This is a genomic window from Streptomyces sp. NPDC008079, assembly GCF_042957385.1.
GTDB lineage: Bacteria > Actinomycetota > Actinomycetes > Streptomycetales > Streptomycetaceae > Actinacidiphila.
On record NZ_JBIBIC010000006.1, the window covers coordinates 162,902 to 178,494 of the forward strand.

Sequence of the window (15,593 nt, forward strand, 5' to 3'; positions counted from 1 at the left end):
CCCCCCGGGTCGTGGGATTCCGAAGGAGCTCTGACGTACTGGTGGCGGACACAAATGCCGACCGGAATTCGCTGAACGGACACGGCGGCGACCCCGCCGGGCCGGGCGAACCCATCGCCGTCATCGGGGTCTCCTGCCGACTGCCGGGAGCGGACGACCCGACGGCGTTCTGGGACCTGCTGCGCGGCGGCGCGGACGCCGTGACCGAACTCGCCGCCCCCCGTTGGCCCGTGGAGGGCGAAGTGGACGCCGAGCCGGACGTCGAATCGGACGTCGATTCGGACATCGGGAAGGGCGGTCCGGGCGGTCCGGGCGGTCCGGGAGATCCGGGAGATCCGGGCGGTCCGGGCGCGGCCGGTCCGCAGCGCGGCGGCTTCCTGGACGCCGAGCGGATCGAGGGCTTCGACGCGGAGTTCTTCGGCGTCACGCCCCGTGAGGCCGCCCAGATGGACCCCCAGCAGCGGCTCGCGCTCGAACTGGGCTGGGAGGCGCTGGAGGACGCGGGCCTCGCCGCCCTGCACCCCGCCTCCAGGACCGGGCCCCCCGAGGCCGCCTCGGCGGAACACCGGCGGAAGGCCGCTCGACGGCCCGTCGCCTACGGGGTGTTCCTCGGCGTCATCGCCGACGACTACGCGACCCTCAGCGCCCGGTCAGGACCGGCCACCGCCCACACCCTCACCGGCCTGCACCGCAGCCTCGTCGCCAACCGCATCTCCTACGCGCTGGGCCTCAACGGCCCGAGCCTGACCGTCGACGCCGGGCAGTCCTCCTCGCTGGTCTCGGTCCACCTCGCCTGCGAGAGCCTGCGCTCCGGCGAGTCGGCGGTCGCCCTGGCCGGCGGCGTGAACCTCAACCTCGTCCCGGAGACCACCGAGCAGATCACCGCCTTCGGCGCTCTTTCTCCCGACGGCCGCTGCTACACCTTCGACGAGCGCGCCAACGGCTACGTCCGCGGCGAGGGCGGCGCGGTCCTGGTCCTCAAGCGGCTGAGCGACGCCGTCGCCGACGGCGACCCGATCCGCTGCGTGCTGCTCGGCAGCGCCGTCAACAACGACGGCGGCGGCCCCGGCCTCACCAGCCCGCACCAGGCGGCGCAGGAAGACCTGCTGCGCAGCGCCTACCGGCAGGCCGGGGTCGCGCCGGACGAGGTGCAGTACGTCGAACTGCACGGCACCGGCACCCGCGTCGGCGACCCGGTCGAGGCCCGCGCGCTCGGTACGGTGCTCGGCGCCGGCCGCGACCCGCGAGCGCCGCTGGCCGTCGGCTCGGTCAAGACGAACGTCGGCCACCTGGAAGGCGCGGCGGGCGTGACCGGCCTGCTCAAGCTGATCCTCAGCGTCCAGCACCGGGCACTGCCGCCGAGCCTCAACTACCGCCGCCCGAACCCGGAGATCGCGCTGGCGGACCTCCGCCTGCGGGTGCAGACCGGGGACGGGGCGACCGCCTGGCCCGACGCCGACCGGCCGCTGCTGGGCGGTGTCTCCTCCTTCGGCATGGGAGGCACCAACTGCCATGTGGTGGTGGGCGAATGGGCCGCGGCCCCGGCCTCCGTCGTCCCCGACGCGGCTGCCCCGGTCGCCGCCCCCGCGCCCCGGTCACCGCTCGGTGAACTCGACCTCGTGCCCTGGCCGGTGTCCGCGCGGTCCGCCGCCGCGCTGCGAGGCCAGGCCGAACGCCTGCTCGCCGTCGCCGAATCCGCCGTCGGCGAATCCGCCGATGCCGATGCCGATGCTCATGCCGACTCCGGCTCCGGCTCCGGCTCCGACTCCGCCGACGGCGGCGGCCCGTCGAGTCTGCGCCCGGTAGGCCGGGCCCTCGCCCTCTCCCGGGCGGCGTTCGAGCACCGCGCTGTCGTCCTCGCAGCCGGACCCGCGGACGCCCGTAACGCCGTCGGCATGCTCGCCACCGGCATGCCCGCGGCCGGTCTCGTGAGCGGCGCGGTGCGCGCCGGAGGCAGCCGGGTGGCCCTGGTGTTCCCGGGCCAGGGCTCGCAGTGGGCGGGCATGGCGATGCAACTGCTCGCCACCTCACCGGTGTTCGCGGCCCGGATGGGGGAGTGCGACACGGCGCTGGCCCCGTATCTCGGCAGCTCGGTGGTCGAGGCGATCCGGGAGGGCGCCCTGGACGACGTGGTCGTCGTCCAGTCGGCGCTGTGGGCGGTGATGGTGTCGCTGGCCGAGGTGTGGCGCGCCGCCGGTGTCGAGCCCGGCGCCGTCATCGGGCACAGCCAGGGCGAGATCGCCGCCGCCTGCGTCGCGGGCGCGCTGTCCGTCGAGGACGGGGCGAAAACGGTCGCGCTGCGGGCGAAGGTGATCGGCGCGTCGCTGTCGGGCCGCGGCGGGATGCTCTCGGTCGGGCTGCCCGTCGGCGCGGTGCTCGAACGCCTCGCCCGCTGGGGCGACCGGCTGTGCGTCGGATCGGTCAACGGGCCTTCTTCCACCGTGGTGTCGGGCGAGCTGGACGCGCTCGCCGAACTGCGCGCCGCCTGCGACGCCGAGGGCATCCGCGCCCGGCGCGTCGACATCGACTACGCGTCGCACTCGGTCCAGGTCGACGCGATCCGGGAGGAGGTGCTGGACGCCCTGGCCGGCATCACCCCGGTGGCGTCCGACGTGCTCTTCTACTCCACGGTCACCGGCGGCCGGCTCGACACCCGGGAGCTGGACGCCGCGTACTGGCTCGCCAACCTCCGCGGGCAGGTGCGGTTCGACGAGACCGTACGCGCGCTGCTGGCGGACGGGTTCGGCTACTTCGTCGAGGCCAGCGCGCACCCCGTGCTGGCGGTGGGCCTGGCCGAGACGTTCGAGGACGCCGGGTTCGACGCGGTGGCGCTCGGCACGCTGCGCAGGAACCAGGGCGGCCAGGAACGCTTCCTGACCTCGCTGGCCGAGGGCTGGGTACGCGGCCTGCCGGTCGACTGGCAGGCCGTGTTCGCGGACACGCCCCCGGCCCAAGTGGCCCTGCCCACCTACGCGTTCCAGCGCCGCCGCCACTGGCTGGACACCGCGACCGGCCGCCGTCGCCGACGCGCGGGAACCGCCGCCGTACCGGCCCGGCGCACCGTCCGGGACGCCGAGCACGACGGGGACCGGGACTCCGGCGCCGAACCGGCCGCCGCCGCCTCGTCGTTCGCCGCCCGACTGGCCGCGCTGCGCCCGGCCGAGCGGGATTCGACGCTGCTGCGCTTCGTTCTGGCGCACGCGGCGGCGGTCGCGGGACAGCCGTCGCCGGACGCGCTCGACCCCGAACAGACCTTCAAGAACCTCGGGTTCGACTCGCACCTGTCGGTCCAGCTCCGCAACCGCATCGCCGAGCAGGCCGAGGTGGCGATGCCCGCCACCGTTCTCTTCGACCAGCCCACGCCGTCCGCGCTCGCCCGCCACCTGCGCGCCGCCCTGCTCGACGCGGGACCCGCGGCGAACGACACCGCGGCGCCCCCCGCTGACCACCCGGACGCCGACGACTCCCCGATCGCCATCGTCGCCATGGCCTGCCGACTGCCCGGCGGCGTCGACTCGCCCGAGGCGCTGTGGGACGTCGTCGCGGACGGCCGGGACGTCATCGGCGACTTCCCCGACAACCGCGGCTGGGACATCGAGCGCCTCTACGACCCGCAGGCGCGGCGCGCGGCCACCAGCTATGTCCGGCACGGCGGATTCCTCGACGGCGCACCGGACTTCGACGCCGGGCTGTTCGGGATCTCACCGCGCGAGGCCCTGGCCATGGACCCGCAGCAGCGCCTGCTGCTGGAGACCTCGTGGGAGGCGGTGGAGCGCGCCGGGATGGACCCGCTGTCCTTGCGCGGCACCCGCACCGGCGTCTTCTTCGGCGCGATGTTCCAGGAGTACGGGCCGCAGCTCCAGTACGGCGCGGACGGCGTCGAGGGCCACCGGCTCACCGGCACCCTCACCAGCGTCGCCTCGGGACGGCTGGCCTACACGCTGGGCCTCGAGGGCCCGGCCGTCACCCTGGACACGGCCTGCTCGTCGTCCCTGGTCGCACTGCACTGGGCGGTACGGTCGCTGCGGTCGGGCGAGTGCACGATGGCGATCGCGGGCGGCGTCACAATCATGTCCACGCCCGGCATGTTCGTGGAGCTGAGCCGACAGGGGGCGCTGTCCCCCGACGGCCGCTGCAAGGCGTTCTCCGCCGCCGCCGACGGCACCGGCTGGTCCGAGGGCGTCGGCGTCCTCGTGGTCGAGCGGCTCTCCGACGCGCGCCGCAACGGCCACCAGGTGCTGGCCCTGATCCGCGGCTCCGCCACCAACCAGGACGGCGCGAGCAACGGCCTGACCGCGCCGCACGGCCCCTCGCAGGAGCGGGTGATCCGTGACGCGCTCGCCGACGCGCGGGTCGCCGCCGCCGACGTGGACGTGGTCGAGGCGCACGGCACCGGCACGACGCTCGGCGACCCGATCGAGGCGCAGGCGCTGCTGGCCACCTACGGGCGGAGCCGCCCCGAGGACCGGCCGCTCCGGCTCGGCTCGGTCAAGTCCAACATCGGGCACACCCAGGCCGCGGCGGGCATCGCGGGCGTGATCAAGATCGTGCAGGCCCTGCACCACGAGGAGCTGCCCCGCACTCTGCACGCGGACGTTCCCTCGCCGCACGTCGACTGGTCCGGCGCCGTCACGCTCCTCACCGAACCGGTGGCGTGGAAGCGCGGGGACCGGCCGCGGCGCGCGGGCGTCTCGTCGTTCGGCATCAGCGGCACGAACGCGCACGTGATCCTGGAGGAGGCGAAGGCTCCCGTAAGCGCTCCGGCCGCGCCCGGCGCGTCCGAGGCCGAGTCCGTATCCGTATCCGCTTCGGCATCCGTATCCGCTTCCGCTTCCGAGGGCGGGGCCGGGGACCCGCGGGCGCTCCCGATCCTCACCGGCGCCCCCGCACCGTGGCCGGTGTCAGGACAGTCGGCCGCCGCGCTGCGTGCCCAGGCCGCCCGTCTCCGCGACTGGACGGGCGAGGCCGGGGGAGACGGCCCCGCGAGCACGGGCGACGGCCGGGCCGCCACCGGCCATGCCCTGGCCACCGCCCGCGCCGTACTCGAACACCGGTCCGTCGTGCTCGCCGCCGACCCCGACGGGACCCGTGACGCGCTGACCGCCGTCGCCGTCGGCGCGCCCACCCCCCACGCCGTCGTCGGCGCGGCCGACCTGCGCGGCCGGACCGTGTTCGTCTTCCCCGGCCAGGGCTCCCAGTGGCGCGGCATGGCTGCCGAACTCCTCGACACCTCACCGGTGTTCGCCCGCCGCTTCGCCGAGTGCGAGCGGGAGGCGGCCGCCTACGTCGACTGGTCCGCCACCGCTGTGCTGCGCGCCGCCCCGGACGCGCCGCCGCTCGACCGGATCGACGTACTCCAACCGGTGCTGTTCGCCGTCAATGTGTCCCTGGCCGCGATGTGGCGCGCCGCGGGCGTCGAGCCGGCCGCCGTCGTCGGCAGCAGCCAGGGCGAGATCGCCGCGGCCTGCGTCGCGGGCGCCCTCACCCTCGCCGACGCCGTCCGTATCGTCGTCCTGCGCAGCGCGCTCTTCGGCGAGGAACTCGTCGGCAACGGCGCCGTCGCCTCGGTCGCGCTGAGCGCGCGGGCGCTGGAAGAGCGGCTGGCCGCGTGGGACGGCCGCCTCACCGCGGCCGGACGCAACGGACCCACCGCGCAGACCGTCGCCGGGGACGAGACCTCGCTCGCCGAATTCGTCGCCGCCTGCAAGGACGAGGGGATCAGGGCCCGCGTCATCGGCTCCACCGTCGCCTCGCACTGCGCCCAGGTCGACCCGCTGCGCGACCGCATCACGCAGATGTTCGCCGACGTCACGCCCGCCGCGGGCGACGTCCCGTTCTACTCGACCGTCACCGGCGGCGCGCTCGACGGAGACGGGCTCGACGCCGACTACTGGTTCGAGAACGCCCGCAGGCCGGTCGACTTCGAGACCGCCGTCCACACACTCCTCGACGACGGCTTCCGGTACTTCGTCGAGATCAGCGCCCACCCCGTACTCACCCCCGCCATGCAGGAGACGTTCGAGTACGCCGGGACCGACGCCCTCGCCCTCGGCACGCTCCGCCGCGACGAAGGCGGCGCCGACCGCTTCCTCACCTCCGTCGCCGAAGGCTGGGTCCGCGGCCTGCCCGGCGTCGACTGGACCCGCCTGCTGCCCGCGACCGACGGGCGCCGCGTCCACCTGCCCACCTACGCCTTCCAACGGGCGCGGTACTGGCTGGAGTCGGCGGCGGGCGCGGGCGCGGGAACGGACGGCCTCGGCCTGTCCGCCACCGGGCACCCGATGCTGGGCGCGGCCGTACAACTCGCCGACACCGACGCCCTGTTGCTCACGGGCCGGATCTCGCTGCGCACCCATCCGTGGCTGGCGGACCACGCCGCTCTCGACACGGTGCTGCTGCCCGGCGCGGCCTTCGCCGAACTGGCCCTGCACGCGGCTGAGTTGACCGGATGCGCCCAGGTCGAGGAACTCACCCTGGAAGCACCGCTGGTCCTCACGGGCCAGGACGGCGTGCACCTCCAGCTCACCGTCGGCGCACCGGACACGACCGGCCGCCGCGAACTGCGAATCCACTCACGACCCGACCGCGCCGACGCGCACGACGACTCCGGAAGCGTCGACACCGGCCCCTGGGTCCGGCACGCCGCGGGCGTCCTCGCCTCCGAGGCGCCCACCGCTCCCGAACCCCTGACCGCCTGGCCCCCGGCCGACGCCCGGCCGGTGCCCGTCGAGGAGTTCTACGCGGACCTGGACGCGACCGGTTACGGCTACGGTCCGGCCTTCCGCCGCGTCCGCGCCGCCTGGCGGTCGGGTCAGCACCTCTACGCCGACGTCGCCCTCGCCGACGAGCAGGCCACCGAAGCCGGATCGTACGGCGTCCATCCCGCCCTGCTGGACGCCGCGTTGCACATCTGCCTGGCCCATGTCGAGGGCCTGCGGCTGCCGTTCGCCTGGCGCGGGCTCGCCCTGCACGCCGTCCACGCCTCGGCGGTCCGCGTCCGCGTCACTCCCGACGGCCCGGACACCGTCGCCCTGACCCTCGCGGACGCCACCGGCGCGCCCGTCGCGTCCATCGAGGCGCTCACCCTGCTGCCCGTCGGCGAGGCGCTGTTGAGCCCGGCGGGAGGCCCCGCGAACACCCCTGCGGACCAGGCGCTCTTCCGGCTCGACTGGCAGCCCGCCGCGACCGCGGAGCCCGCCGCCGAATGGCTGGCCGTCGGTCCCGGCACGGGCGACGACGGCGTGCCCGACATCGCGGAACTGCTCGCCCGCATCGACGCGGGCGCCATCGAGGCGCCGCCGACGGCACTGGTACGGCTCGGCGGGTGGGGGCACGAGGAGCCGGGCGGCGCGAAGGGTGCGCCGGGCGACGGCGACGGCTACGGGAGCGGGGCGTCGGGTTACGACGGCGGCCAGCCTGTCGGCGCGAACGGTGTCCTCGGCGACGGGAGTGGGACGGCGGCCCACGAGGGCGGGACGCCGGCTCGTACGCCGGTCGACGCGGCACTGCCCGCCCGCGCCCACGCAGCGACCGCCGAGGCGCTGGCCCTGCTCAAGACCTGGCTCGGCGACGAGCGGCTGAGCACGTCGCGCCTGGTCGTGCTGACGCGCGGGGCGGTGGCGGCGGGACCCGACGAGGCCGTCGCCGATCTGGCGACGGCACCCGTCTGGGGCCTGATCCGCAGCGCCCAGTCCGAGCACCCCGGCCGCCTCGTCCTGGTCGACACGGACGACACACCGGCGTCCCGGGACGCACTGGCCACGGCCGTCGCCACCGCCGTCGCGCGGGACGAGGCGCAGATCGCCTTGCGCGCGGGCGAGACACGGCTGCCCCGGCTGGTCCGCGCCACCCCCGGCGCCGCGTCCGAGACGCCCGGCACCCAGAGCGACCCGCACACCGCCGAGGCCGACCCGCACGGCACGGTCCTGATCACCGGCGGGACCGGCGCCCTCGGCTCGCTGCTGGCCGGTCACCTGGTCACCGAACACGGCGTCCGGCACCTCGTCCTGACCAGCCGCCGCGGACCCGACACGGACGGCGCCGCCGACCTCAGGGCCCGGCTCCGCGCCGACGGCGCGGAGACCGTCGACATCGTCGCCTGCGACGCGGCCGACCGAACGGCGCTGGCCGCCCTGCTGGACTCCGTTCCCTCCGACCGGCCGCTGACCGGCGTGGTGCACGCGGCCGGTGTGCTCGACGACGGACTCGTGCTGTCCCTCACCGACGATCAACTGTCCCGCGTGCTCACACCGAAGGTGGACGCGGCCGTCCATCTGCACGAACTGACCCGGCACTTGGACCTGTCGCTGTTCGTGCTGTTCTCCTCCATCGCCGCGACCTTCGGCAACCCCGGCCAGGCCGACTACGCCGCCGCCAACGCCTTCCTCGACGCCCTCGCCGCGCGCCGCCGCGCCGAGGGCCTGCCCGCGCACTCCCTCGCCTGGGGCCTGTGGGAAGAAGTCGGCAGCATGCGCGCCCACTTGGACGACGGCGACCTCGCCTGGCTGCGCGCCTCCGGCGTCCGGCCGCTGGCCGCCGACCTCGGTCTGGCCCTGTTCGACGCGGCCACCGCCACCGACACGTCCTGCCTCGTCCCCGTCTCGCTCGACCTGACCGCCCTGCGCACCGAGGCCGCCCGCGGCTCCCTGCGGCCCGCCTTCCGCAGCCTGGTCCGCGCACGGCGCACCGCCGCCGCTGCCGCACCGGCCGACAGCGCCAGCGACCTGCGGCACCGCCTCACCGGCCTCGATCCGCAGGAACAGGACCGGCTCCTGCTCGATCTGATCCGTGAACAGGCCGCAGCCGTCCTCGCGTTGCCGACACCGGACACGATCTCCGCGCGCCGCAGCTTCAAGGAGTTCGGCTTCGACTCGCTGACCGCCCTGCAACTCCGCAACGCCCTCGCCACGTCCACCGGCCTCCGGCTCCCCGCCACCCTCGTCTTCGACTACCCGACGCCCCAGGTGCTCACCGGCTTCCTCCGCACCCTCGTGCTGGGCACCGACCGGCCGGACCAGCCGGCGGCAACGGCCCCGGCCGACGCGGCAGTCCGGGCGTCCGCTCCGGACAGTGACACCGATCCGGTGGTGATTGTGGGGATGGCGTGTCGGTATCCGGGTGGGGTGGGTTCGCCTGAGGAGTTGTGGTCGCTGGTTGCTTCGGGTGGGGATGCGGTGTCGGGGTTCCCGGTGGACCGGGGGTGGGATGTGGAGGGGCTGTTTGATCCGAATCCTGGTGTGGCGGGGCGGAGTTATGCGCGTGAGGGCGGTTTCCTCTATGGGGCGGGTGAGTTTGACGCGGGGTTCTTCGGGGTGTCTCCGCGTGAGGCGTTGTCGATGGATCCGCAGCAGCGGTTGCTGCTGGAGGCGTCGTGGGAGGTGCTGGAGCGGGCGGGTATTGATCCCGGTTCGCTGAAGGGCAGTTCGACGGGTGTCTTCACCGGAGTCATGCACCACGACTACGGCTCCACCGGCGACCGCCCCGAAGAACTGGAGGGCTACGCCGTCACCAGCACGCAGGGCAGCGTCGCCTCCGGCCGGGTCTCGTACACCTTCGGGTTCGAGGGTCCGGCGATGACGGTGGACACGGCGTGCTCGTCGTCGCTGGTCGCGATGCATCTGGCGGCGCAGGCCCTGCGGTCGGGGGAGTGCTCGCTCGCCCTGGCCGGAGGCGTCACCGTCATGGCGACCCCGTGGGTCTTCGTGGAGTTCAGCCGTCAGCGGGGCATGGCGCCCGACGGCCGGAGCAAGGCGTTCTCGGCGGCGGCGGACGGTGCCGGGTGGGGCGAGGGCGTCGGTGTCCTGCTGCTGGAGCGGCTGTCGGACGCGCGGCGCAACGGTCACCGGGTGCTGGCGGTGATGCGGGGCTCCGCGGTGAACCAGGATGGTGCGTCGAACGGGCTGACCGCCCCGAACGGGCCTTCGCAGGAGCGGGTGATCCGGGCCGCGTTGGACAGTGCCGGTCTGACGGCCGCCGATATCGACGCCGTCGAGGCGCACGGGACCGGCACGGCACTGGGCGACCCCATCGAGGCGCAGGCGCTGCTCGCGACGTACGGGCAGGAGCGAGCCGGTGAACTGCCCCTGTGGCTGGGCTCGGTGAAGTCGAACATCGGCCACACGCAAGCCGCCGCCGGGGTCGCGGGCGTCATCAAGATGGTCCAGGCGATGCGGCACGGTGTGCTGCCGCGCACGCTCCACGTGGATGAGCCGACGCCGCACGTCGACTGGTCGAGCGGCGCCGTCGAGTTGCTGACCGACTCCCAGGACTGGTCCCCGGGCGACCGCCCGCGCCGGGCCGCCGTCTCGTCGTTCGGCATCAGCGGGACGAACGCGCACGTGATCCTGGAAGAGGCCGAGCCGTCGCGGACCCCCGAGCCCGAAGTCGATTCGGAGACAGGCCCGTTGGGGTCGCTGACGGTGGTGCCGTGGGTGGTGTCCGCGCGGTCGGCGGACGCGCTGCGCGGCCAGGCCGGACGCCTGGCGTCCTTTGTCGAGGCGGGCGGCGCGGAGAACTCCCCGGCGGACGTCGGCCTCTCCCTCGCGACGTCCCGCACCGCGCTGGAGCATCGGAGCGTGGTGCTGGCCCCGGACATCGCCGAGGCCGTCTCGGGGCTCGGCGCCCTGGCCGATGACACCCCGGCCGCCCGCGTGGTGTCGGGCGCGACGGTGCGGGACCCCGGCCGGGTGGCGTTCGTGTTCCCTGGTCAGGGGTCGCAGTGGGCGGGGATGGCGTTGGGGTTGTTGGACTCCTCGCCGGTGTTCGGGGCGCGGTTGGCGGAGTGTGACGCGGCGCTGTTGCCTCATGTGGGTTCGTCGGTGGTGGAGGCGATCCGCGAGGGCGTTCTGGATGACGTGGTGGTGGTTCAGGGGGCGTTGTGGGCGGTGATGGTGTCGCTGGCCGAGGTGTGGCGTGCTGCGGGTGTCGAGCCGGGTGCGGTGATCGGTCACAGCCAGGGCGAGATCGCGGCGGCGTGCGTGGCGGGCGCGTTGTCGGTGGAGGATGCGGCGCGCGTGGTGGCGCTGCGGGCGAAGGCGATTCGCGGGTCGTTGTCGGGGCGTGGCGGGATGGTGTCGGTCGCGCTGCCCGCGCAGGACGTACGTGAGCGGATCGCGCGCTGGGACGGTCGTATCTCCGTCGCGTCGGTGAACGGGCCCTCGTCCACGGTCGTTTCGGGTGAACCTCAAGCCTTGGTTGAGCTGCTGACGGTGTGTGAGGCCGAGGGCGTACGGGCCCGTCGTATCGATGTGGACTACGCGTCGCACTCGGTGCAGGTGGACGCGATCCGGGACGAGGTTGTTGAGGCTCTGTCGGGCATCGAGCCGCAGTCGTCGCAGGTGCCGTTCTACTCGACGGTGACCGGCGGCCGTATCGACACGAGCACGCTGGACGCCGACTACTGGGTGACCAACCTCCGCCAGGAAGTCCGTTTCGACGAGACCGTCCGGGCCCTACTGGCGGACGGGTTCGGCTACTTCGTGGAGTCCAGCCCGCACCCGGTCCTGGCTGTCGGCTTGGCGGAGACGTTCGAGGACGCCGGGTCCGACGCCGTGGCCCTGGGCACCCTCCGCCGCGACGAGGGCGGTCAGGAGCGGTTCCTGACGTCTCTCGCCGAAGGCTGGGTACGCGGCCTGCCCGTCGACTGGCGGTCCGTCTTCGCGGGAACCCCCGCCCACCTCGTGGATCTGCCCACGTACGCCTTCCAGCACGAGCGCTACTGGCTGACCGGTGAGGGCAGCCGCAACGGCGATCCCAGCGAGCTCGGGCAGGAGGCCGTCGATCACCCGCTGTTGGGCGCGGTGGTGCGGCTGGCGGATTCGGATCAGGTCGTGTTCACGGGCCGGTTGTCGCTGGCGTCGCACGCGTGGCTGGGCGATCACCGGGTGGAGGGGACCGTGCTGGTGCCGGGCGCGGCCCTGGCCGAATGGGCGTTGCGCGCGGCGGACGAGGTCGGGGCCGGGCGGGTCGAGGAGTTGACGCTCCAGGTGCCGTTGGTGGTCCCGGAGGGCAGCGGCGTACAGGTGCAGGTCTCCGTCGGCGCGCCCGACGCGGACGGGCGGCGCGAACTCGGCATCCACTCCCGCGCGGAGAGCGCCGCGCCGGGCGACCGGCCCTGGACGCGCAACGCCGCCGGCACGCTGCTCGACGGCAGCCCTGACACCCCGGACACGCTCACGGCGTGGCCGCCGCCGGGCACCGAGCCGGTGCCGGTCGACGGCTTCTACGAGCGGGCAGCGGCGGCCGGTTACGGCTACGGCCCTGCCTTCCAGGGCCTGCGGGCCGCATGGCGCGACGGCGACGAGCTGTACGCGGAAGTGGCGTTGCCGGAGGCCGCGGCCGAGGACGCGGCCCGGTTCGGCATCCATCCCGCCCTGCTCGACGCCGCGATCCAGGCCGTACTGCTGGAGCACCCTCACGGCTCGCCGGTCCGGCTGCCGTTCGTCTGGTCCGATGTCGTGCTGGGCGCGGTCGGCGCGACCTCCGTACGCGTACGGCTGCGGGCCTCGGGACCTGACACGGTGTCAGTGACGGTGACCGACACCGCAGGCGCCCTGGTCCTGTCGGTGACGTCCCTCGTGCTGCGCGCGGTGTCGGGCGACCAGCTCCGTGGTTCCGGCGCGGACCCGGTCGACGGCCTGTTCCGGGTGGACTGGGTCCGCGCGACGCCTACGGAGGCCGACGCGGCGACGGCCGACTGCGTCCTCGTGCCGGGGGCAGCGGGCCTCGCGGCCCTGGCCGCCGCCTCAGAGTCGGTTCCGCCGCTGGTCGGCGTGGTCCTGCCCCCGGCGTCAGTCTCCGGCGATGTGCCGGGTGCGGTGGCGGAGGCGGTGGCCAGTGCGCTGGGTCTGGTCCAGGAGTGGCTGGTGGAGGAGCGGTTCGCTGATTCGCGGTTGGTCCTTCTCACCCGTGGCGCGGTGTCCACTCACAGCGGTGAGCCTGTCGCTGATCTGGTCCACGCCCCGGTGTGGGGCCTGGTGCGCAGCGCGCTCGCCGAGAACCCCGGGCGCCTGCTGCTGGTCGACACCGACCACGACGTGGAGACGGCCGCGGATCTCGGTGCGGTGCTCGGTGTCGCGGTGGCGGCGGGTGAGCCGCAGGTGGCGGTGCGTGGTGGTGAGGTGCTGGTGCCGAGGCTGGTGCGGGCGTCTGTTGGTGGCGGGGGTTTGGTGCCGCCCGCCGAGGGCGCGTGGCGACTGGTCGCCTCCGAAGGGACGCTCGACGGGCTCGCCCTGGCCCCCCACCCCGCTGCCGACGCGCCGCTCGCCCCCGGCCAGATCCGGGTCGGTATCCGCGCGGCCAGTGTCAACTTCCGTGACGTCGTGGTCAGTCTGGGCATGGTCGGCACTGAGGAGTCGCTCGGCTGCGAGGGTGCGGGTGTCGTGGTCGAGGTCGGGCCCGGTGTCGCGGGTGTTGTGGTGGGTGACCGGGTGATGGGTCTGCTGCCGGAGTCGTTCGGGCCGTTGGCGGTGGTGGACGAGCGGCTGGTCGTCCGGGTGCCGGAGGGCTGGAGCTTCGAGCAGGCCGCCGCCGTCCCCGCGGTGTTCCTCACGGCGTGGATCGGTCTCGCCGACCTCGGCGAACTGCGTTCCGGGCAGCGGGTGTTGATTCACGCGGCGACCGGCGGTGTGGGGATGGCGGCCACGCAGTTGGCCCGGCACTGGGGTGCCGAGGTCTTCGGGACCGCCAGTGAGGGCAAGTGGAACACCCTCCGGCACATGGGCTTTGACGCCGAGCACATCGCGTCCTCCCGGACCCTGGCCTTCGAGGACGCCTTCATGACCGCCACCGGGGGCGACGGAGTCGACGTCGTACTGGACTGCCTGGCACGGGAGTTCGTGGACGCGTCGTTGCGGTTGCTGCCGCGCGGCGGCCGGTTCCTGGAGATGGGCAAGACCGACATCCGCGACCCGGAGGCCGTCGCCGCCGAGCACCCCGGTGTGACCTACCGGGCCTACGACCTGGCGAAGGCGGACCCGCAGCGAGTCGGCGAGATCCTGCGGGAGTTGGCGGGGTTGTTCGCGGAGGGTGTGCTGGAGCCGTTGCCGGTGCGGGTGTGGGACGTACGGCGGGCGGACGAGGCGTTGCGGTTCATGTCGCAGGCGCGGCATGTCGGCAAGGTCGTGCTGCGTCTTCCCCGCCGGGTGGATGCCGCGAGTGCGGTGGTGATCACGGGTGGTACGGGTCTGCTGGGCGGGCTGGTGGCCCGGCATCTGGTGGCCTCGTACGGGGTGCGCGATGTCGTACTGGCGGGTCGGCGTGGTGCGAACGCGCCCGGAGCGGCCGAGTTGGTGGCGGAGTTGGGGGCGGCCGGTGCGCGGGTCGAGGTCGTGGCGTGTGATGTCGCGGTCCGGGACGAGGTGGCCGGGCTGCTCGCGCGCTTCGGCGGGGAACGGCCGTTGGGCGGTGTGGTGCACTGCGCGGGCGCGCTGGACGACGGTCTGGTGCCGGACCTGGACGCGGAACGTATCCGGAGTGTGCTGGGCGCGAAGGTGGATGCGGCGTGGCATCTGCATGAGCTGACCCGGGACCTGGACCTGTCGTTGTTCGTGCTGTTCTCGTCGCTCGCGGGCGTGGTGGGCACGGCGGGGCAGGGCAATTACGCGGCGGCGAACACGTTCCTGGACGCTCTGGCGGGTGTGCGCCGTACGAGCGGCGCTGCGGCTGTGTCGATGGCATGGGGACACTGGGCCACTGACTCCGAGCTGACCGGTTCGCTCGATGAGGTCGACCGGGCACGCCTGACCCGTTCCGGCGTGGTGCCGATGAGCGTCGAGCAGGGAATTGGCCTGTTCGACGCGGCCGTGAACTGGGACACGCCGCTCGCCGTCACCGCCCGCCTCGCGCCCGAGACGGCGGACGAGCAGACCGCGGGAGAAGCCTTCCGCGCGCTCGCGCGCGGCCTGACGAGCCGTGCCCCGCAGCGCCGTACCGCCAAAGCCGCTGTCCCTGCAGAGCGTTCGGGCGGCGCGGACCTGGCCGCGCGCCTCGCCGCGCTCGGAGCCGCCGAGCGCAGCGCCGTACTCGTCGACATGGTGCGCACCAACGTCGCGGCGGTGCTCGGCCACGGATCGTCGGCCGCCGTCGACCCGGCGCGCGCGTTCAAGGAACTGGGCTTCGACTCGCTCACCGGAGTCGAACTGCGCAACCGCCTCGGCACCGCCACCGGACAGCGGCTCGCGGCCACCGTGGTCTTCGACCACCCCACCCCCGACGCCCTCGCCGCGCACCTGCTCGGCACGCTGCTGCCCGACGAACGACCGCCAGGTGCCGATGAACTCCTGGCCGAACTGGCGGCGTTGGAGACCCAGCTCGCCACCGTCGCGGCCGAGGAGGTGGACGCTGACCAGCGCGCCGCGGTCGGCCGCCGACTGGAGACACTGCTCGCTTTCTGGCGCGACTCCGGCACCGAGACCGGCTCAGGCACACGCGAGACCGGTGCCGCCGACCGGCTGAAGTCGGCATCCGCCGACGAGGTGCTGGATTTCATCAACAACGAGCTCGGGATCTCCTGAGCGGCCTCGCCCGGCGCGGCGGCACGAGCGCCGGGCGGGCCACACGACGCAGGACATCCCATAACCGCTCGGAGGAGGAAC

The 15,593-nt window shown here is 74.1% G+C and carries 1 protein-coding gene; it reads left to right on the forward strand.

Annotated elements, in window-relative coordinates; translation table 11 throughout:
• Positions 1-41 precede the first annotated feature (41 nt).
• The gene (locus ACFZAM_RS16000; protein WP_391046444.1) at positions 42-15,512 is read left to right on the forward strand and encodes an SDR family NAD(P)-dependent oxidoreductase; all 15,471 of its coding nucleotides are present in this window, start codon (positions 42-44) and stop codon (positions 15,510-15,512) included.
• Positions 15,513-15,593 lie beyond the last annotated feature (81 nt).